The 21,319-nt window shown below is 59.5% G+C and carries 16 protein-coding genes and 2 pseudogenes; 3 read left to right on the forward strand and 15 right to left on the reverse strand.

Features of this window, described 5'->3' with window-relative positions; all coding sequences use genetic code 11:
- Positions 1-258: 258 nt before the first annotated feature.
- From ACVWYQ_RS16415 to ACVWYQ_RS16430, 4 genes are all read right to left on the reverse strand, one after another.
- Positions 259-1,761: an alkaline phosphatase family protein gene (locus tag ACVWYQ_RS16415; RefSeq protein ID WP_456725971.1), complete on the reverse strand. Its 1,503-nt coding sequence runs from the start codon at positions 1,759-1,761 to the stop codon at positions 259-261.
- 847 nt (positions 1,762-2,608) lie between these two features.
- On the reverse strand, positions 2,609-4,018 hold the full coding sequence (locus ACVWYQ_RS16420) for an MATE family efflux transporter (protein ID WP_456727163.1): 1,410 nt from the start codon (positions 4,016-4,018) through the stop codon (positions 2,609-2,611).
- An 846-nt stretch (positions 4,019-4,864) separates the two neighbouring features.
- Positions 4,865-4,999, reverse strand: coding sequence for a hypothetical protein (locus ACVWYQ_RS16425; protein WP_275519953.1), 135 nt, complete (start codon positions 4,997-4,999; stop codon positions 4,865-4,867).
- A 345-nt stretch (positions 5,000-5,344) separates the two neighbouring features.
- The gene (locus ACVWYQ_RS16430) at positions 5,345-5,668 is read right to left on the reverse strand and encodes a hypothetical protein (RefSeq protein WP_456725972.1); all 324 of its coding nucleotides are present in this window, start codon (positions 5,666-5,668) and stop codon (positions 5,345-5,347) included.
- A gap of 149 nt (positions 5,669-5,817) precedes the next feature.
- Between ACVWYQ_RS16430 and ACVWYQ_RS16435 the strand changes: the two genes are divergently transcribed.
- Positions 5,818-6,024, forward strand: coding sequence for a cold-shock protein (locus ACVWYQ_RS16435; RefSeq protein WP_260380644.1), 207 nt, complete (start codon positions 5,818-5,820; stop codon positions 6,022-6,024).
- 591 nt (positions 6,025-6,615) lie between these two features.
- Here the strand turns inward: ACVWYQ_RS16435 and ACVWYQ_RS16440 are convergent.
- The 9 genes and pseudogenes from ACVWYQ_RS16440 to ACVWYQ_RS16480 all read right to left on the reverse strand — a co-directional run bounded on the left by ACVWYQ_RS16440 (position 6,616) and on the right by ACVWYQ_RS16480 (position 17,724).
- Positions 6,616-7,008, reverse strand: a complete 393-nt coding sequence (locus ACVWYQ_RS16440) for a type II toxin-antitoxin system HicB family antitoxin (RefSeq protein ID WP_456725973.1) — start codon at positions 7,006-7,008, stop codon at positions 6,616-6,618.
- Positions 7,009-7,060: 52 nt separating this feature from the next.
- The gene (locus ACVWYQ_RS16445; RefSeq protein WP_456727164.1) at positions 7,061-7,249 is read right to left on the reverse strand and encodes a type II toxin-antitoxin system HicA family toxin; all 189 of its coding nucleotides are present in this window, start codon (positions 7,247-7,249) and stop codon (positions 7,061-7,063) included.
- A 412-nt stretch (positions 7,250-7,661) separates the two neighbouring features.
- A pseudogene (locus ACVWYQ_RS16450) lies at positions 7,662-9,185 on the reverse strand (ISL3 family transposase).
- Between the two features lie 540 nt (positions 9,186-9,725).
- Complete coding sequence (locus ACVWYQ_RS16455) at positions 9,726-10,949, reverse strand: hypothetical protein (RefSeq protein ID WP_456725974.1); 1,224 nt, start codon at positions 10,947-10,949, stop codon at positions 9,726-9,728.
- 20 nt (positions 10,950-10,969) lie between these two features.
- Positions 10,970-12,205, reverse strand: a complete 1,236-nt coding sequence (locus tag ACVWYQ_RS16460) for an ATP-grasp domain-containing protein (protein WP_456725975.1) — start codon at positions 12,203-12,205, stop codon at positions 10,970-10,972.
- A complete protein-coding gene (locus tag ACVWYQ_RS16465; RefSeq protein ID WP_456725976.1) occupies positions 12,135-13,331 on the reverse strand; it encodes a saccharopine dehydrogenase C-terminal domain-containing protein in 1,197 nt (398 codons plus the stop codon). Before ACVWYQ_RS16465 ends, ACVWYQ_RS16460 begins: the two co-directional genes overlap by 71 nt.
- Before the next feature lie 3 nt (positions 13,332-13,334).
- On the reverse strand, positions 13,335-14,573 hold the full coding sequence (locus ACVWYQ_RS16470) for an ATP-grasp domain-containing protein (RefSeq protein WP_456725977.1): 1,239 nt from the start codon (positions 14,571-14,573) through the stop codon (positions 13,335-13,337).
- A complete protein-coding gene (locus ACVWYQ_RS16475; RefSeq protein ID WP_456725978.1) occupies positions 14,570-16,465 on the reverse strand; it encodes a class I tRNA ligase family protein in 1,896 nt (631 codons plus the stop codon). The genes ACVWYQ_RS16470 and ACVWYQ_RS16475 overlap by 4 nt, the downstream gene beginning before the upstream one ends.
- A complete protein-coding gene (locus ACVWYQ_RS16480) occupies positions 16,462-17,724 on the reverse strand; it encodes a lysine N(6)-hydroxylase/L-ornithine N(5)-oxygenase family protein (protein ID WP_456725979.1) in 1,263 nt (420 codons plus the stop codon). The genes ACVWYQ_RS16475 and ACVWYQ_RS16480 overlap by 4 nt, the downstream gene beginning before the upstream one ends.
- A gap of 678 nt (positions 17,725-18,402) precedes the next feature.
- Between ACVWYQ_RS16480 and ACVWYQ_RS16485 the strand changes: the two genes are divergently transcribed.
- A complete protein-coding gene (locus ACVWYQ_RS16485) occupies positions 18,403-18,672 on the forward strand; it encodes a transposase (protein WP_456725980.1) in 270 nt (89 codons plus the stop codon).
- 214 nt (positions 18,673-18,886) lie between these two features.
- Positions 18,887-19,492: pseudogene (locus ACVWYQ_RS16490) on the forward strand (IS3 family transposase); the annotation flags it as partial.
- Here the strand turns inward: ACVWYQ_RS16490 and ACVWYQ_RS16495 are convergent.
- Positions 19,462-19,857, reverse strand: coding sequence for a hypothetical protein (locus ACVWYQ_RS16495; RefSeq protein ID WP_456725981.1), 396 nt, complete (start codon positions 19,855-19,857; stop codon positions 19,462-19,464). The pseudogene ACVWYQ_RS16490 and the gene ACVWYQ_RS16495 sit on opposite strands and share 31 nt — an antisense overlap.
- Positions 19,858-20,556: 699 nt before the next feature.
- On the reverse strand, positions 20,557-21,240 hold the full coding sequence (locus tag ACVWYQ_RS16500) for an effector protein NopP (protein ID WP_456725982.1): 684 nt from the start codon (positions 21,238-21,240) through the stop codon (positions 20,557-20,559).
- Positions 21,241-21,319: the final 79 nt, after the last annotated feature.

Genomic DNA, 21,319 nt, shown 5'->3' on the forward strand with positions numbered 1-21,319 from the left:
CGAGCGCCTCCTTGTTCTTATACGCGCGAGGGTCTCGTCAAATGACAGCGGCTTTATTCCTCAGCTCATCCGCTATCTCTTCTAAGCGTCGGAGTTCAAGCGGCGGTACGCCACTTTCTTGCGCGTCTGTGACATGGCGACGCCTGCGCGCCACGCTTGCGCATGGCGGCCGATCACGATCGAGCGATTCGCTTACGAGCAAAGAGACAATTTTCTGCGTGTTATCCCCCCGATGAAGCCTGGGGATCGACGCTCTGTTTATGTGAGGTTGTTGGGACGACCCACCACGTCAGCAGAATCAAGATAGACTGCGTCACCGACCTGCACACGACGAAGGTGCTGGTGGTATGCGCCGCTCTTGGTCTCGTAGACCTTTTCAATGGTCCGAGGCACGTCTCCTTCCTCGTCGATGAATACCTCAGTGAGGGCACGACCCGTCATCGTTGCCGGCCGTGAGATGCCCAGAAGACCGAGCACTGAGGGCGCAAAATCGCAGATATTTGAGGGGACTTTTGAGACGAAGCCGTCTTTGACGAGCGGTCCTGCCAAAATGCCGACAGACGACATCTCCTTGGCATGCAACCCGCCGTGCACTCCGAAGCCGACTGGCCCATCTGCACTCCAACTGCGGCCGATAAGACCAAAGGGATCGAGGCCGCCATCCGAGCGAAACGAGAACAGGATATCCGCCGAGCGGGCATGGTCGGCGAACACCAATTGGCGGGCGAAGCTGCCGGGTGCAATGCCATTGACCGCCCCGCCCGCGGTGAACACCGGACCGCACCAGGGCCTCTCGATCATTGCCCCGACGGCTCGGCGGATAACGCTCTGCGATGGCTCGGCGAGGTAAATTGCTCCAACTTGCCCAGGTATGACGATGGCATCGATCCCGGTCGCCGGCGCCGGGCCACAGCGCAGCCCCACAGCCCCCAGCGTTTCGAAGAGATCGGCTCGCCCATGCACCGTCACGTGCCCATGATCGGAGGCTGCAATCAGGTGCACGCCTTGGTACACGCCTTCAGCTTCCCACCAATCGAGTACGCGGCCAAACTGCCGATCGACAAAGCTGATCGCTTCCAGCGTCTTTCGCGCGCCTGTTCCACTAACGTGCGAGGAATTATCAGGCTCGCCGAACGAGAGAATTGTGACATCGGGCCGAATTTGAGGCCAGATGACGTCGAGGAACGCTGAAGTTAGAAAAGCTTGAGAGGCAAGATCCGGGGTGCCGGGGGGTGGCGTCGCAGGCGTCGGCCCGAGCAGGCTCTCCACCTGCCTGAGCATCTCGGCCGAAGTCGCGATGTAAGGGAAGTGGCCCGAGAGCGTCACCTGGCCGAGCTTTCGGGCCTTATGGTTCAGCAGACGGGTTGCCCCCGCCGAGTTGGATGCCAGGACTGACAATGTCCTGCCGTTCGCCGCGAGGATCTCGCCAAGTGACGGCACACCGAGTAGATGGCCCTCGCTCGCGGCATCGAGGTCCTCGATCAGACGCGCATTACTTGTGTCGACCAAGCGCGGTGCCGGAAGGTGCCGGTCGAGATACTGATTGCCAACAATGCCGTGGCGATCCGGCGTTGCGCCCGTGATGAGGCTCGTGAGCGCTATTCGTGTTTCGCTGGGATAAACGGTGCGCTGCCGGGTCAGCACCGCACCGCGGCGCTGAAGCCTGATCAGATTCGGCGTCAGCGATGGTTTGACGAGATCCGGCCGAAGCCCGTCAAACAGCACGATGAGAACCCGACACCGGTCCGGTCGGTTGAACATGAGCGTAAGCTTTCGGTCTAGCTGGAAGGTAGCGGATCGGCCGGAGCTTGGCTGACCCGACGCAGCCCAAGGCCATTGTGCTGGGGTCGGACCCCAACGCCTGGCCCGCGTGCTGATCGGCACCGTGCCGAGATCAATGGCGTACGAGCGCCAGCAGCTCTCCTCAGTCGTAGACTGGGCTGGGTGAGATTGGGCAGCGACTTCAGCGCTAGCGGCTTCTGAGTGAGGACGTCAGGTGAGACATCCAGCCAGCCAAGGGCAGCCTTGCCTCGCAAACAAAAATAACAAATGCTTCGTCGAATCGAGCCTGCTCCGCGCGCTGGCCGATCCTGATCTGGTCGGCATTGCGGTCGAGCCCGGCGTCGTGGCTGCTGCTGCCGGGGATCGTGTGGCAGCTTGATTCCGGCGATTGCGATACATCGCGGGTACTTGGCACGATTTCCGCGGCTGCGGAGCTCGCAGTCAACGGCCGGCGTGTGGAAAGTTAGGCCCTGATTGAGAGTCATCGCGTCAGCGCGTTTTGCATGTGGCTACCTGTCACAGCAACGCTTTCGAAGGGAGAACCCGTTGAGCCATTCGGCCGGGGGTGACAAGTTGGAAAGCTCACGAACTGCGAAGGACGCCTTGAGGAGTCCTACTAGCTCCCGAACGAGCTAACCACTTCGGTTAACCGCTTTTTGAAATGGAATTATCGAATAATGCGATGCTAGGCATCTCTTTACGCTTGCAGTCGCGCCATCAGGAGCAACGTCCAATTTTCGGGCAATCTCAAATTTCGACCCGCTCGTATCGGCCAGTGCAAGTAACCTGACATTCGTCGCCGTTTGGCATCAGCGCTACGCCCGCGTCAGTGAGCGCGGCTTGTCAAGTTGCGGAACCGCAGGACGAGAAGCGCCGCATAGATTGTCGTTCCGGTCGACAAGCCGATCCATATACCAGGGGCGCCAAGACAGACCTTCAAACCGAGCCAATAGCTGAGGGAAAAGCCGATCAGCCACCAACCAATGATCGCAAACAGAAGCGGCATTCGCGAGTCCTTCAGTCCGCGCAGGCCGCCTGCCGCAATGCACTGGACAGCGTCAGTGATAAACAGTGTTGCGCCGACCACGAGGAGGTCTGCAGCAAGGCTAATCGTTGCCGCCGAACCGGCCGATCTGCCCAGAAACAGCTCGACGATTTCAAAACGCGCGGCGACCAGTGCGAGCGTTAACGATGCAGCTATGACAATACCGATCAGCATCGCTGCCAGATATGCCTGCTTGGCGCCTGCAATGTCGTTGCGGCCGGCCGCATAGCCAACGCGCACGGCTGCGGCCGTGCCAACGCCCACATAAATCATGAACAGGATCGCGGCGATCTGTACAGCGATCTGATGAGCGGCCAGTGCACTGGTGCTGATCAAGCCCGCCAGAATCGATGTGGCCCAAAATAGTCCCGACTCGATCCATGAAGCCATTGATATCGGCACTCCGATTGCGATGAGCTGTCGCATTGTGCGCCAATCGAAACGCCAGAGATGTGCAAGTACATGGTAGTCACGGAACGGACGACGCCGTGCAGCGAACCACAAGCCGGCTAAAAACATGCTGCAGTTCACCAGCGTGGTCGCAAGACCTGCCCCCAGCAGCTCCAGCCGAGGCAGTCCAAGCTTTCCGTAGGCCAGCATATAAACCAGCAAAGCATTCAGGGGAGTCGCTGATAGCGTAATCCACAAGACCGGCTGTGGCCGATTGACCGCGCCCATGAAACTGCGGATGGCCAAGAACGAAAGTGCCGGCGCCGCGCAGAATCCTAATCCGAAGAGGTATTGCTGGGCGAGCCGCGCAACATCTGGGGCTTGGCCCAACGCAAGCAGTATTTGCTCTGCTCGCAGCGCCACAGCAATGATTGGGAAAGACAGGATCATGGCCGCCCATAGTCCCATGCGCAGCGCACCCCGTACTGCGGCTAGATTATTTGCCCCAAACGCCCGCGCCGCCATGGGCGCGATGGCACTGAGTAGCCCCGCGCCGAAGGCGAAGCTAATGAGATAAAACCGGCCTGCCAGCGCGGCCGCAGCAAGCGCCTCGGCGCTGATCCGACCGATCAAGGCAAGATCAGTCGACATCATCGCGATCTGCCCAACCTGCGTCAGCACCATTGGCCACGCGAGTTTCGCGATTTCGCCAAGCTCGACAGCGAGACAATGCATGGCCGCCCGTCTCGTCACTTCTGGGCGCAAATTAGATGTCGGGTTTGTCTCGGCTATTTTGTCCATGTCATCATGCTGCCGCTTGCCTAGGCGAGCGAAGCACTGCCTCTTTCTCGAAAGCATCACCTGCTGACGTGAACTCGTGCTCAGTCCGCGATACTGCTTCAACTGCAGCCTCGTGCGGCCGCAAGTTCAAAATGGAACACAGCTGGCGCTGGGCTTCGATCAGCGCGGCCACGATTGTCGCATGCGAAAAGTAGAGGAGAGCTTGCAGATGCCGTCTCAAACTGATCGGCCGATTACCACTCGCTGCAATGGTGACGGCGCGCATTCGAGTCGAGCTAGGTCGATCCAGGCGAATTCATGCGGAGGCCCCTGAGTTGATGCCAAAGGTTGGAGGACCCGAACTCGGACCTAATCAACCCGATGAACTGAAGGCTCATCATCTCCTAAGCCATTCCTGCACTCCTGAGCAATCGATAGAGATCCCAACCCCTTCAAGGCTTGTGCCAACTGCGACAGCTGGATGCTCGCTTTCATCCCAAACCGACTTGTCGGCGGATCGACAGCATGTCGCAAATAAGACGATCGGCATCGCACGTTCAGCCTGAGTGGGCGCAATGCGACCACACAGTGAGTTGTGATTTTCATCGGTTATGAAGTCCTGCCGGGATGATCATCACGAGCTCTGAATGTTTGCGCTTGCTCGACTGGATCACAGATATCGATATGCAGTCATATCGATGAGCTGCGCGGCCTCGCTGACGGCCCATCGAAGGCTAGCAGGCGACGGGTCTTGTCAGGGCGAACCAGACCTTCCCTGTCGTCAATCGCATCGTATGGTTGGAAGCTGTTGAACGGCATGAGCCATCGGTGCTGCTGGCCAAAGCCAGCGGCTCCAATGCGCGCTGTTCACGCTAAATTGGTGGTGCCCCTGTCCGGGTCTATGCCAAGCAGTTGCTTGAAATCGACCATCTTGCCATTGGCTTCGAGCTTCTTTTTCTGGGCGGGTCCAGTAGCGCTTGCTGCAATGGCGGCATGCTCCATCGCGCCACGACGATCTCGCGCCGGTCAGCGATGCCATGCGCCAGCTTGCGGGTGGACTGCCGAGGCCACGAGAACATATTGCGAACGAAAGAGTCGGGTCCCGGATCGGCAGTCTCGCGAGGCGAGCCCAGCTCGGCTCCGACAAGCAGCACGATTCCGAGCGGAACGCTCGAAAGCTGCACATGAAATGTGGTACTCTGGCCCGTTGGTTAGCCTACCCGGCAAAGTTTTTTCCGTTGAAAATCGATGATGTGCGCTACCTGCGTCGGGTAGCGGCGGCATTGTCTTGCTTTCATTGAGTCGTTACGTGCCCAGATGAGCTTTCAGCTGTCCATCCTCAAGATACTAGCCGGGCAGCCCGGCGGCCGAGCCAGTCTTGAACTCGTCAAACAGCACTTGGCGATCTTTTACAGCAGCGGGCCCGAGTGGCCGGCGCGCATGAAGCGCATTGCGAGCCGCGAGCCGAACCTCGATATCTTCGGGCAAAGGCTGATCGCGCGAGAGGAAGGATATTGGATCATCACTGCGCAGGGACGAAAGATCCTCGAGAGGCTTGAGGTCCTTGACGCCACTGAGAAGCTCGATCAGTTCGTTGCGGGAGGCCAGCCCGAGACACAGGCCGAAGAGCCGGCGGGCGATGAGCGACCGCCTCTGCCGGCTGCGCCGCAAGGACTGATCGCCCGCAGGAGCCATCCTCGACGGAAGCGATTGTGGACGCGTGAGGGACGCTCAGCGTGAGATGCAACTATCGTGCGGAAGTCCTTGTGATCGGTCAGCTCTTCCATAGATTCACAGACCTTCAATTTGGAGATTATGCAGTGGCTATGGGAATTGTGAAGTGGTTCAACGCGACAAAGGGATACGGTTTCATCAGGCCGGAAGATGGGGGAGCTGACGTCTTCGTTCACATCAGCGCGGTCGAGAAGGCCGGCTACACTAATCTCGCGGAAGGCGCTCGAGTCAGCTACGAGCTGGTGGCTGATCGTTCGGGCAAGATGAGCGCCGAAGATCTGCGCATCGGCTGATCGACTCGCCTTAAGGAAAACCGCCGGATCGTTTGGTGTCCTGATTAGCTCCTTGCTTTCGCGAGAAGCATCGATAGCGCCTCAGCGCGTTCCTTTGTGCCGCTGAGGCCGCTTCCTGTCCGACACTCGCTCGGCGCTGTCGTCCGCTCCGAGCGTCGTCCGACATTGCAGCAACGGACGCGACAAACCTGTCGCTTCGTTAACGCGCGAATACTCGATTAGCTCGTCAATCCATTGGCCGAGCAACGATCGATCTTAGAATATAGGCAGTAGGCGTCGCGAAAGCGACGGCAGATCAGGCGGAAAGTCCGATGAGGAACCGGATAGCGAGCAACGCGCCGCTGACGACGACCGCCGTTGCCGCGATCGCGAAAAGAACTCTCCAGCCCTCATCCATGACTCTCAAAGCCCGCATAGCTCCTGCAGCTGCGCCTCCTCAGTATAGCCGGCCGCGCAATTGGGTGAGGGTAGAGCGGATCCTCGCCCGTGCGGCCGTGTCGTTCGATCGAACGGAACGCGGCGATGGCGGTAAGCCGAGCAAGGCGCCACGCGCCCAGCACAAGAGGCCGCTAACATCAACGTTAACGCTCTTTAGGCTGCCAACGCCTTCTTCGCTGCCTGAGCAAGGAAGCCAGAACGCGTGAAGCCTTGCTGCTCCGCGTGTCGGTCAATCTCGCTCAAAACGTCCGCGGGCAGGGTGATGTTCACGCGGACGCTCTTTACCTCTTCGGCTGGGGCCGGGATCAAGACGGCAACGCCATCCTTGTTATCTGCATTGGCCATGATCTGCTCGAGAGACGAAGGCTCTGGAACGGCTTCACCATCCTCAGCCAATCCTCGAAGATGAAGGGCCAAAGCTTCCGCCGCCATCTCGCGAGCTTCGTCCAAAGTGCTTCCTGCGCTGATGACGCCAGGAAGATCAGGAAACGAGACGCCGTAGTCGCTATCTGCGTCCTTGTGAATTAGGGCGATGTAGTATCGCATGATGCTCTCCAGTGAGCCCCAGTGGCTCTCGCGGACGCTATCCAGCGCCCGCTTATCTCAGCTTCAGTGCGGACTGCTTTTCGATGCTCCGGACCGTTCCAATCGGAATGTCCTTCTTAGGGTGAGGGACCGTCACGCGCCCCGGTTTGATCGGATGCTTGAACTGAACGTGGCTGCCTTTCTGGGCCACCTGCGTCCAACCATCGGCTTTCAGGGCTGCAATGATGTCCGTCGACTTCATTGGTGTATAAATACACACTTTATGTTGATTGTCAACACACAAATCCACACGCGCGGCGTCTGCCGGCATGGTCTCGACGCAAACTATCAGGCCTAAACCGATCGCCAAGGGCGAAGCGGCCTGGGCTTAAAGCGCAACGTGCTGCGGTCGCTATCTGCGCAAAAGATCAAGGCGCCGCTCTGACCAAACAATTTAGCCATAGGTGTAGGAGGCCACCGGCGGGCATGCCGGAGACTTCCTTGGAGGTAAACGTCAATGCATAGAGCCTTTTCTCGTATCTCCTTTTGCTGCCGTTTGGCTGAGACTCACCAGTTGCGCTGAGCGCGGAGCAGCAGTGTCAGCGTGTTCTGGTCTTTTAACGTGTAGGTCGCAGCTGGTTTGGGCTCTGACGCAATCTTGGTGCAGCTCCACTCTATTCTGCGCCGATTAGCCTGGCTTGGAGCAGATCGATTTTGCCGCGGTGTACATTTGCCGCCTGACGAGTTTGAGGCGGGTGATCTGCCCCTCTCTCTGTCCGTTGGACCAAGGTAAGTTGATCGCCGGCCGAACTGCCGCTTCGTCATTCGTAACGCCGGGGGCGAATGAGGCAACGAGACTGGCGCGAGCGCGCTCGATCCACGGTGACAGCTCGGGGGCGGCTCTGCGCCGCATCATCAAATGGAATTCGGCGATGATCTCGCGTGCCTCGACCAGGGTTGGTACGCCAGCTTCGATCGCCGCGACGGTGACCGTCTCTGCCTTCGAGAGCGTATCACGTCCAATCGTCATGAGACGAGCGATCGTTCTGGCCCATGGGATCCGGTGAAGGTTTGTGCGTCGGCCCTTTTCGGCCCGCCGCCTGTGTTGCCCATTCTGCGACGACACGAAGAGAGCCTCGGAAGCCGCGCGCCTTTGGACCCCGCCAAAGTTCACCGGCCCATTGGTCGTCGAGCCATGGGCTGATCGAGCGAACTCTGCCGGGCCCGGAAGACATCGTGGCGTTCGCCACGGATCACCTGACGAACCAGCTTCCTGCTATGACCAGTCTTGCGCACGATCTGCTTAATCGGCGTTCCGCTTTTCGACAAGCCCAAGATCGTCGCATTGGTCTCTTCGCGGCGAAGATATCCTTCATACTGCAGGCGCTCGGCCGCATTGGCAGTTTGGGATCGATGGTTGTCGCCCCGATTGCGCTGCGGATCTGGCGCACCGATTTGCGGACGGCGTCGAGGAGGGCCCGACTGGCGTTCTCCATCAAATGGCTGCGACCTGTACCGCGTGCGGGAGGGCCCTTGCCGCAGCTTTGCCATATCCCCCGAAGCGATCGCGAGCGACGATGGTGATCGTGGGATGAGCGGCGAGCCAGGCTTGGGCTGTCGCGGTCTCACGATCTGGCACCAGGGTGACGATCCGGCGCCTTTCCAAGTTGCAGATGATGCTGGCGTATCGGTGATTGCGCCGTCGTCAGGCCCAATCATCAATGCCGATAACCTTCAGCGGGTCGGCCGGGGGACGGTGACGGCGTCGGACCACGCGCAGCAGAGTATCCTTGCTCACCGGTAGCATCAGCTGCCTCGCGAAGTCTGCTGCCGGTCGGCGCAAGCGCCAAGCCGAGGTGATGAACGATAGAGTCCAGTCTCGCCGTGCGTCGCGCCGATGGTGCCAGTACCCCTTCGGCGAAGCGCTCTGTGAAGATTTGGCGCCCGCACAGAACGGCGTCGCAGCGGACGCGGCGGACGACTACCAGGAGTTGGACGATCCGCCCCGAGAGCGGCAAATCAGTCACGCGTCTTCGATAGCGGCTATGGACGCGCGGGGATACTGCTCCGCACGATGGACATAGACCAACGCTTCCGGACGCCCGGACCACAACAATGACCTTATCACCCTCGTAGTACGCACTCTCTACAACAAACCCACGCGGCACCAGACTGGAGCGGTGGAGTGCTTGCAGCATGGCTGCTGATTCTCCCCAATCAAAGCGCCAGACATCCCTCAAACTGCATCAAAAGTGATTCAGAGCCAAATTTGCAAACGATGACGTAATTGCGGTCGGCCGAGCGGTTGTTGCTTGTTGTTCCCGCGGTTTATTTCGTCGTTGGGCGCGGTTTCATTGCGATGATGGCGATTGGATCCTGCCAATCGAGCCTACAACGGGCGGCCTAAAGTGTTCTCCTATTTCCCTATCCAACTTCTTTCTTGCTGCGTGATCAAACGGAACGAGCATCCAGTGATCGCGCCTCCGTGGAGCTGCACGAGCTAGGTAGAAGCCGCTAACGTGCTTGACAGGTAACTGCACACCTTACGAAGAACGATCTTTGTGTTCGGATGGGGATGCCCATCTTCACAAATAGCGCAATGGGAGGCCACCACGGAACGATAGCAAATAGCCGCCGTAGAAATAGCTTTGCGCAGCGACTGGGGGCCGCTGCGCAGCAGGACCATGTGCTTGTCGCGCCGATCGTTGAAGTCCAGGCCGGCGGTGAAAAAGCGTTCTCTAGGATCGCTCGACGTCAATGCCATCCTGCGTGGCCTTCCGGCCACCAATATCCAGCATCTTGCTGCGAAAACGGTACAGCCACATCGCACCCAGACCATACACGGCGGCAATTCCCGCGAAAGCGAACGTGTTGTGAAGCTCCGCGCTGCCGAGCACAGCGCCAACAAAGTTGCCGAGTGCTTCTCCGAGACCCATACCGATGGCGTTGATGCCTAGCAAGGCGAGGTGATCCCTTCCCGGGGTATTCTGGACAAGCAACACCGCCAACGACGGCAGGGCGACAATCTCCACGACCGTCAACAATGCGACGGCGAGGTAGAGCGTGAACAGGTTCACGAACCCTGATAGCAGCGCGAAACACGCCAGGACCAGGACCGCCGACAAGATCAGCGACCCGACGTCGTCGACATGCGCGCGCTCAAGCGCCTTCATCAATGGCATCGATGCCCCTACCACCAAGACGGCATTGAGGCCGGCAATCGTCCAAACGGTTTCCGGGCCGGCCAACAAACGGCCTAGCACGATCGGCGCAAACGAAAAGATCTGTGCCAGGGCGAACCACGTGAAGGTAGTCGCCACGAATACCAAGCGAAGGTCGGACCGCGTTGCGCTGTGCAGCAGCGACTTCCACCAGTTGCCGCCGCGGTCCAGTACTGGCAGCTCGTTCCCCAAAAAGGCATGGCAGACCAACCCACCCGACACCATCACCAAGCCGGTGACGAGGAAGGGGGCGTTCGGCGCCATTTGCACGTACAGCAGGCTCGAGAGCAACGGTCCCAGCGTGGCAGCGATATTCGTGCCCACGGCGAGCTTCGCTAGCATCAAACGGAGAGATTGATCCTCGCGCAGCCGGACCGTAATTACGCGCAGCAGCAAGCTGCACGATCCGTAAGCGGTGCCGACCATAAACAGTCCGAGCGCGGTCCCGACAAACGCGGCGCTCTCCGCCACGATGATATAGCCCGCCCCCATCACGAGATAGGTTGTCGTCAGGGCATAAAGCGTGGGAATGCGGTCCAGTAGTGGAGCGAATAAGGCGCGCGACGCTCGGCCGGAAGCGGACAGGAGCAGCAACAGAGTACCGACCTGAGCCGCCGAGAGCGATCGGTCGAGAAGATAGAGGCCGAGCACAGAGAGCGGCGCAAAGTAGCCGTAGTTATTGAGACAATTCTGAGCGAACACGTTCCAGAACATACGCTGCGCGGGCTTCAGTTGGAGCATGGTTGCGCGCGGGCTGTTCATCATTGAACGGTGATGGCGACCGCCATGATCATGCGCTCGAGCCGGTCCTTAACTTCGGTGGCGCTCGCCCCGGTGGCAAGCACATGACCAACGCGGTCGAACGAGTGGCGGACGGGCTTCACGGTGTCACCGACCTTGATCAACATCGCGGCACCGGCATACCCAGGCATTTCGGACAGACGATCATATCCGGTGATTTCCGTCACCCTGCCGGCGGGCGGGACGAAGTATCGGATGCCGGCGGCTCCGCAGCGGGCCGCGGGAAGCATCACCAGGCCGGCATCAGCGCACAGCATCTGGGCAAACACACTGCCGTAATAAGCGGTCCCGGTCACGTGCTGTGTCAGGTGCGTAATGTAGTCGCCTCCGGGTCGGGAGTGAATTTCCCCCATGACGATCTCGCCGGCATCGCAAGCCCAGAACTCGGCATGAAACATGCCAAAAGTCAGACCGACGGCATGCACGGCGCTCTGCACGACCGTGATCGCGCGCTCACGCAAAGCAGGCGGAAGATCGGCCGGCGCGACATGGCCGCACTCGACGAAATTGCCACCGCCGATCACGAATTTTTGCGTCAAGCTCAAGACCCTCGGCAAGCCACGGACACACAAGCCCTCCGCGCTGAACTCCCGGCCCTCGACGAACGATTCGAGCAAGAAGGGCCGCTCGCTTGCTGGCCTGAGCTGCGCAAGCGCAGTGGCAAGAGCCGTCGCGCTATCCACCAGAAAGACGTTCTCGCTGCCATACCCGATCATCGGCTTAAGAATGAGTTTGCGATGCCGGCGCGAGAGCTCGGCAAACGCCTGATCGATTGCCTCGCCGGATCGGCACAGCCTGGCTTCCGGCTGAGCAAATCCGGCCGCCCGCAAGGTGTCTCGGCAGACAAACTTGTTGGTGGTGCACTCATGCGCACGCTCGCTGGGGCCCTTGAATCCAAAGCGGCGAACGAGCGCGGCGATCGCCGGCTGCGCTTTTTCTTTGAAGCTGAATGCTCCGGCAAGAAGCTCGCGTCGGGGATATTTGCCAACCCACTTGAGACAGGCGCTCACATCCTCGAAGTCGAGGGGATGGACCTCATCGGCGAGATCATGCAATTGAATGGCCTGCTCGAGACGCTTGGGCGTGTCCGTCAACACCACCCGCATGCCTTGCGCCCGCGCCTGATCATAGAGGTGACGGGACTGAATCTCGCTCGCTCCCCCCAAGACCAGCAGTGCCTTCTTCCGCATCGTCATCGTATCTGTCCATTGTTATCTCGACACCTCGACGCGCGAGCCAGTCGAGCATGACCGGCGCTATCTGCGGGGTGATAATGGTCTCCGGATAGTGAAATCCGCCAACGGCTTTTCCGGCGCCCGTCAGCCAGTTGACCAGGAACACCACGGGCAAGCAGGTGGCCAGAGCCATCGAGCGCACGTCGACGCGGTCGGTGAAGGTAAGCCGCAAACCCTGCACAGACCGCCGCCCGTGCAGACTTCCGGCGAGCTCGATTGCCAGAAGCGTCTTTGTCTGTTCGTTCTCCGCCAAGCCGAAGGTGCGCTGGGTGGCCCGCTCGAAAAGCTGCTTTGGGGTGAGGCCCGTATTTTCGTCCACGGCATCCTCGGCCAAGACGCCGAGTTGATCGAGCAATGCGACCAGTTCGACATATCTGGTCCAACGCAATGTGCGTTGGTCGGCATCGACACCCGGCCGCGACAATTTCGGATGCTCCGAGAGCCGCGGCTGCATCCCGTCATGCCAGTGCTCGAGCACCCCGATGCCGGGCCAAGCGAGTTGTTGAACATCGGAAAACCGCGGAACGACGCAAAGGGCGCCATCGCGGATGCAATAGGCGTCGCGCTTGGCGAGGGGGAGGTGCGAAGTGCCGAAGAGTCTTTTGTAGCCGAGAGGATTGGCCGGGCGTGGCACTACGATCCCACCGCAACAGATACGAAGCGACTGCACCTCCTCAGTGGATTCCAGCAGATAGCCCGCCAGGATCTCCGTCAGCCCCGGCTCCAGCCCGCAGGGCAGAACCGTCGCAAGACTCGGAGCTTGGATCAGCGCTTGCTGCACGCGTGGCACGTCCTCGGCAGCCGGCCGGCTGATACTCACCAGCAAACCACGTGTAGCGCGGCTCGCTAGGCTCTCGATCACACCCAACGTGACCGGCCAAGTCGCGGCACAGATCACCACGGGTGCGAGTTCTGCCTGCTGCGGCTGGTCGGTGCACAAGATCTCACATTTCCAAGCCTGGCGCGCAGCCGTGAGCGCGCTCATATCGCGGTCGATGAGGCGGACCGTCCAGTGCGGAAAGGCGTCGCGCAGCAGCGCCGCCATTCCCTTGCCCATCGCACCCGCGCCTATGACGTCCGTCTGCATGTTTCACTCGAGGGCGAAGACTGGGGTGATCGTCTCCGATACCCAATCGAGGTGCTTCGTGAGCAATGCTTGGCTCGGCGCGGTGCTGATCACCGCGATCAGACGTTGAAGACGGAAATCGCTCGGCGGAAGCACAATGTGTGTACCGATGGATGTTTCGACGATCGCCTGCTCGACCCAAGGGTGATCGAGAACCGCCTCGAGGCCGCGATAGCCGAGCAGCCGCCCTTCCTGTTTGGCCAAGACGTAATGGATCCCGGCCACCCGCTGCGGCGCGGGCGGAGGCAGAGGTGCCGTGCCCACCGCAATGCGAGCAAGGTTTTCGTAGAAGTCATAGTGCAACGCAAGCGGAACCAGATGCGACGCGATGTAATCGCCTCCCGGCCGGGCAGCAACCTCAATGAGCGCGAACTGCGAGCCGTCGTACTTGCCTTCGAGGTGGAAGGATGCATTGTCCAGGCACAGCGCCAGCACGTAGTCTTTGGTCTTTGCTTCAATCATGCTGCGCATCTCACCATCGAGGTCGGCAGGGAAAATATGCCGCACCTCCAGGCAATAGGGATCCGAGGTGAGCTTGTGCGTGATCCCGACAACGGTGACTTCACCGCTGCAAACGTACCCTTCCACACTCACCTCCTGCCCGCCGATATAACGTTCCGCCAGGAACGTAAGCGTTTCCCGGCGCAAAGTCAGGTCGTACGACGGATTGCCGATCTTCTTGCGAGTGGAATGAAAGACATTCAGGTCGGCAGGCTCGCGAATGAGGTAGATCCCGGTGCTGCCCGAGGCGTTCACCGGTTTCACGATGACCGGAAGTCCCGCCACACTGATGAACTCTTCCAGATCACTATCATTCTGCAAAAGGCGGTGCGTGAGGCCGGAAACGGATTGAGTTCGCTCGCGCAGTATCGATTTGTCCCGCACCGCGGACACGCATGCGTGCGGCAACCCGGGCAGCCGCAATTTCGCGGCAACGATGGCGCAGGCTTCCACAGCAGTTTCCGTAAAGCAGACCACACCGGCAATTTGGATACACTTTCTGATCTCCTCGACGGCGCTCTCGAGCGAGACAAGGCTTGCGGGATTACATTGGCGCCACTCGTCGACGTAGCAGGCAAGTTCCGGTGGCAGCGGCTGACCAAGCACAGCGACGCGGTATCCGAGCCGATGTGCCGCTTCGAATGCACGAATGCTTTCTCGTATGAGTCGGCGATAATTGATATAGAGGAGAAACTCCGTCATACAGTCCAGCCTCTGGTGTCGAAGGATCGCCCCGCCGGAACCCATTGCAAGGCGTGGTTCAGATATGGCGCTTCTCGAATCCCAAGGCGCGCCAGGAGTGCGGTGCAGAGCCCGGGCATCACCGGCCAGGCAAGCGTCGCCCACAGCCGCAGGCCGGCAACGCTGAGGGCGCAGGCGGCGCGCTCGATGCCCGGGTGATAGCGCGCGCCAAGCGCTTCTGTTGCGAATCCATCAAGGTCGTGAAGCAAGCGGTCGATTAGCTCCGCGATCCGCCGCGGGTCGAATCCTTCGACCGAGAATAGCCGCCGGCCCTCTTGCTGACGCTCGCAAAGGTGTTGATAGAATGCGCGATGCAGGCGTTCCCAAGTGCCGGCCTCCGGGACGGTCCCGCCGTGACGCGTTTCAACCGACTGGCTGATGTGATGAATGACGGATGCCAGCAGGCCGCGGCGCCGTTCGATCCAGTCAAGGGCCTCGCGAAAGCTAAAGCTCGTCGAGGCAACCGATGGACGGGTATGGCAGACATATAGGCGCAGCCAGTCGGCCGGAATTCCCTGGCGGGTGAGATCGTCGGCGTATATGACATGGCCGCGCGAGGTGGAGAGCTTACGGCCGTCAAGCTGGTAGAATTCGTTGCCAAAAAACCCCACGATGCGAAATCTGCTCGCGTCGTAAAGGTGGAGCAGGATTGGGAAGGTGATGCAGCGCAGATACGCGTTGTCGGAGCCAAAAAAGAGCACGAGCTCGACCTCGTCCGAGCCGAGCTCCGCACGGGAGGCAAGCATATCCTGTGCCGTCAAGAAGCGGGGGGCGAGCTCGACGGCCGAATAGAGGTTCTGGTCCTCTTGCCCGTGCAGCGGGAGAGCAAGTCCGTCCGATGAACAGATTCCGAGCGGAATGTCCGGCAGCTTGCGCTGCAACACCCGGGCGACGAAATCCGGCATTTTGCCGACGTAGGCCCCCGACATCAGGTATCGCTCGAGCACTGCGCGATGCGGCTCCAGCGGCACGAACATGCGCTTCAGCGGCCGCCACGCTGCCGGCCGGTTGCAATGATTGCAGACCGGATCCATCAGCTCTTCATCCGGCACGAACAGCGCGCAGTTCTCGCATTCCGAGCTGATCACTTCGCCACAGTGCGGACAGGAGCCGCGCACGTGGGCTTCGAACAAGTATCCGTGCCCGTGCTCACAATACGGAACGCGGGCAGTTTTCTCGATGAGATGGTCGCCGGCGTCCAGCGTGGCTAAGAACTCGCGAGCGACCCGTTCGAAACGCGGCAATTCGTCGAGCGTCGCGAACACATCGAAGTCCACCCCCAGCAGACGGTAGTTAGCGAGAAAATCATCCGAGTAGGCGCGCGAGGTTTCTTGGTAGCTCCGCCCTTCGCGCGCAGCGGTGATCGCCACATGCGTCTGAAAACCCAATGTCCCACAAAGCTGGTAACAGTCGAGCCCAAGTGTCCTTTGCGCTCGCGTAAACATGTCGGCAGCGACCACCGGCCCCGCCAGATGCCCAAGATGCATCCGCCCGTTCGGCGTTGTAAAGCTCGGCAGAACGAGGCGCGTGCGCGGCGCCTTGGTGGGGGCTTTGACGCTTTCGTCAACGGTCTGCCGATCTTCCCACCAAGCATTTCCCACGACCAGGAGTTCCGCCCCATCGTTCTTGATAAGATGGGTAGTGAACGGAGACATCAGCAGCATGTCTCCGGGGCCGAGCTGTGTGGTAGAGAGCGACCCGTCGCCATAGGTGAGCGAGCCGGTGCCGGAGAACACGAACAACATCTCGCTGTCGGCGTGGCAATCCAAGCGCGTGGACTCGCCACTCTCGAGGGCAAATTTAGAGGCCCTAAAATGGCGTGCCACGATGTTATCGCGCAGCTTTCTTATCATTCCTCCTCCAGTTCAGCCAGACGCGACAACATCGATGGATCCATGTCCACCGGATAGAACTCCTTTCCCATGATGCTGTTGACGATCGTTGCGTTGCGATAGGCGACGAGAGACAGATTCGCGTTCTGCAAACCATGCTGGATGCGGGTTCTGTTCTGGAAGTAGATCTTGCCTGGCAGGGCTATCCGGCTCTCCAGTGAATAGTCCGATCTGATCCTGGGCAAACTATCCTCAATGCAGGCGAGCTGCATGATGCGGTCGAAGAATGGCGGCGTGTGGGGGACAAAACCGGTGGCCAAGATCACACAGTCGACCGGCGCCCTGCGTGTTGCTGCGGTCTCGGTGCACTTGAGCGTAACTTCGAAGCCCGCTCCATTCTGCCGCAAACCTTCGAGGCAAGCACTGACGATCAACCGGACGCCGTCGTTCTCACTGTCGACGAAGCGACGTTCATAGATTTTGTCGAAGAGTTGATTTGTAAGATCCAGCGATACGCCGTCGCTGCTCAGCCTCTTGACCTGCACCCATTCGCGCCGACGTGAGAGCGGCTGAGCTTGAAAGTGGCGGAAATAGGCAGGCGTATAATACTCGTTGGTGAATGCGCAGTCGTCCCTCGGTTCAAGGTTGTCGCGGGGCGTAACCCAAAGTATCTGCTTCAGGGGTGGGCCCGCGAGTAGCTGTTCCATCACCTCGCTGCCGCTTTGCCCCCCGCCGACGAGCAAGACTCGTTCTCCTGCGGCCGGAGGCGCCCTATTGAGATAGTCTGCCACGTGATAGACGCGTTCGCCCAACAAAGGACGCGCGCAATCCGGCACGTTGGGGCAGATTCCGAGCCCAAGTACGACATGTCGGGCCTGATATTCCGCCTCAGTGGTCGTGACGCGGAAATGTGATATTTCGGGCCGCACATCCAGTGCCTTTTGCCCAAATCTAAGATACGGAAGCTGATCTGCGACCCAGGCGAAATATTGAGAAAACTCCTTGCGAGACACTGCACCGGACCGTCGATTGACGAACGCGTGGAGCCGCCCACTTCGGTGCAAAAAGTTGAGAAATGAAAACGTACTGGTTGGATCTACGAGCGACACACAGTCTTTGACATGTGACACTTGTAACTTAGCGTTCGAAAATGCCATTCCGGCGTGCCAGGCAAAACTCGGCTTATCGTCAATGAATAGGCACCGTAGTCCGGTCGGCTTCATGAGAGCGGCAAGGCTGAGGTTAAACGGACCAATTCCGATACCAATTACGTCATACATGCGACGAAGCTCCCATGTGCCGGTCCTCTTCACGGCCAACTAGAAATGGTGCGGGCTGTGCGTGCTGGGTACACGCGCTCGGTCCGCCCCTACATCATCGGTTGCTTCGTGATGCTCCTTGCATGAAGCAAGCGGCGTGCCGAACTGAAATCGCGGCGCTTCTGCAAGCGCTTGATGCAACTATCGGCGAGACGCTTGAATCGAGCGTCGCGTCACGTGCACGAATTGTCTCAAGGCTGACGATCGGGGCTGCGTCATATCCGACAAGGGCGGTGTGAGTTCGGTGGCCTGCACAGCCCGGCAATCGTTGGCTCCGGGATTCGCGCGGTGCGGGCGCGGTACCGCCGGTTGATCTGCCTCACCTACTCAGTGAGGCTTCTGCATTCCCTTTTTGGGCCTCGCAGCTCACGTTGCCTGAGCGCCGTCGCCAACTCCCGCTTCTTCGCGCGCGATAAACTCTGCAAGTTCGTTTCTGTCATACCCGCGAAGTCGCCCGGCTTGCCGACCTCCTTGCGGTTAATGAACATGCCCGATTCTTTGCCGAGCAGCTCGAGCGCGCGGTTCCCGACGTTCCTCTGGTACTGGTATTCGCCCTGCTCTTCTGAAGTGGACCCCGAATTTTGGACCGGCGGCTTAGGTGGTGCGGATGCCGTTCCGTTTTGGTAAACGGAGTGGACCATGAAGAAGACGAGACAGAAAATCGATGCGGGGCAGAGGGCAAAGATCGCCTTGGAGGCGCTGCGAGAACCATCAACGGTGACGGATCTGGCGCAGCGCTACCAGGTGCATGTGAACCAGATTTATGCGTGGAAGAAGCAGCTTCAGGATCAAGCGGTTCGGGCGTTCGACGCGGGCGCTGGTCGGGATGGCGAGGCGGCCCACGAAGTGGAGGTCGAGAAGCTCCACGCCGTCGAGAGAGATTTCTTAGCCAGGAGGTCCGGAAGATGAGCGCGCCGGATCGCCGAGGATTGCTTCAGCGCGATCATGAGAGTCTATCAATCGGCCGGCGATGCCAACTGCTGAGCGTTGCGCGATCGAGCGTGTATCGGCCGCCGCGGCCGGCCAATGACAACGACCTTGAGCTGATGCGACGGATCGACCAGCTGTTCACGGCCTGGCCGTCCTGGGCTCGCGGCGGATGACGGCAAGGCTCAATGGCGAAGGCTGTCGCATCAATCGCAAGCGCGTGCAGCGCTTGATGCGCAAGATGGGCATCGCGGCGCTGGGACCAAAGCCCAGAACCACAAAGCCGGCGCCGGGCCACAAAATCTTCCCGTATCTCCTGCGCCATATGTTGATCGACCGGCCAAATCAAGTGTGGGCGGCCGATATCACTTTATGCGCCGATTGGCCAGGGCTTTCTATATCTGGTGGCGATCATCGATTGGGCGAGCTGTGCGGTGCTGGCCTCGCGCCTGTCGAACACGATGGACACATCGTTCTGTGTGTCTGCGCTCGAAGAGGCCTTGGCGCGCTTCGGCCGGCCTGAGATCTTCAATACCGACCAGGGCAGCCAGTTCACCAGCGCCGCCTTCACCGGCACGCTGTTCGCCACTGGTGTCAGGATCTCGATGGACGGTCGCGGCCGCTGGATGGACAACGTGTTCATCGAGCGGCTGTGGCGCTCGCTCAAATAGAGGACATCTATCTCAAGGGTTATTCGGATGGCCACGAGGCCAAAGCCGGAATCGCTCGATGGATCGAGTTTTACAACCGCGCATCAGAACACCCATTTGTCTATGTTGTTGAAGAGAAGAGACTTTGCTGATTGGGATGCGATCCTGCGGGGTATCTTGGGCTCTGCCGCGCTCGTTCGGTGATGGATGTGGCGGCATCCGTGGTCAAGGCCGCGCGCGCGAAGATCCATGGCCCATCCGGCAGAGGGTGGACGGCTTCGATCTGACCAGCTTCTGTGGCCAAGCGCAGCGTCTTGGATGCGACCTTGAGAAGCCTGGCGGCGTCGGAGAGATTGAGCCAAGGCTCGACGCTATCCTCGGCCCGCCGGAAGACGGGGATGTGATGATAAGATCGCGTGGTTGTGACGCGCTCGCGGGTCCAACGGTTGCCGTTGCCCGTCTTGAGGCCGTTGCGGTTGAGCAGGCCCGCAATCAGGTCGTCGCTGGCGATCAGCACCAGTTTCCGGATGACTGCGATGATGTCGTCGGAGGTGCTGTTACGCTGCCCCCGTCAACGCTTCGGCAGCCGCATCTCGCTGTGAGCGCCGCCTGCCCAATGCACGACGAGAACGATTTCGGATGCTTCGTCATCGATGTCGGCAACGACCTCGTGGATCAGCGTACGGACGATGCGCTTCTACAGCCGCGCATCGATGGTCGGCCCTGACCAGATTGACTTGAGGTCTGAGGCCAGCACGCTGAGCATCGTTGAATCGATCGCTGTCGGTGCGGTCGTCGCATCATGCGCGGCAATCTTGCTCTCTACCTCCGCGACGCGGGCAAGCGAGCGATTCCAGCGCGCCTCAAGCTCCGCGGCAACCAGGCGGTGATCCCTTCAAATAGATTGTGAAACTCGCCTATCTCTTGTGCCCCAAGAAGGTGGGAGCGGCCGACACATCGAGACGTATCTCAAGTAACGACGATATTGCCGCCTCTGCCCCGATAGTTAATTCCGAAATGATTCTTGTTCTGCTGAGTGGCCATGAAAAGCCCCGGCGCGAAGCCGGGGCTTTGTTGACGTATTTATGCCGGGCAGCTGATAAGCGCCGCGGAGCCGCACTCACAGGGTACTCCATCCACTCGAGGTGATCGGTTTCGCTCGGCTCAATGCTCGGCCGTGAGCCGACCATCTCGAAAAAGTCCTTGCCGATCTGCGCTACATAAAGTCCCCATCTTCGTCGGACTCCTTTGCCACCTCATCATCACTGTCAACCTTACATAGATAACGCTGAGACCCAGTTGCACGCTGCCATTCACCGTCGTCGTTGAGTTTCCACTTCCCGGACCGGGCTGCATCGAGCACCATGTCGTCCTCGTCGACTTCAACGAACCCCATGCTCTGTGCCCGGGCTTTCGCTTCTGGATTGGCAGGTCGCCAGTTCACCAAAGGCTGTTTGTTGCCGTCTTCTCGAAGTGCATGTTCGAGCAAAATATCGCCAGCATTTGTGACCAGCGGATGAGCAACCTGGAAATCGACAATTGAGGTAACCCTATCTGCTCCGGGGAACTGTTCTTGCCACCTATTGCTCTCGAAGTCAGTCATGCTGAATCCGGGCTCCGTTCTTTGAAGCCCGACGCTCTTATTCCCCAGTTGGTAACTGTAATATCGCGCTTCATCAGAATCTTTTCTGATACCATACTCCCTGGCAACCTCTGATGTGCGCTTAGCTCTATCCGATACAAACTCGGAGTACTCGTGTGGATTGTTGGCGATTCGGTTGATTTCATCTCCATGGAATTTTCTAACTTCTGTCCTGAACGTCTCTCTGTCGATCTCGACTACAGGAGGCCTTGAAGCCAGAGAATAGCGCGAAGATGAGCTACCAGCTGTATCCTGCAATCGCATCCGAGCGAACGTATCTGAAAAGTCTTGGGTTTCGGAATCCGAGTGCTCAGAATTTTCAGTTTCATAGGACTGA

It is taken from the genome of Bradyrhizobium sp. USDA 3397, assembly GCF_054060965.1.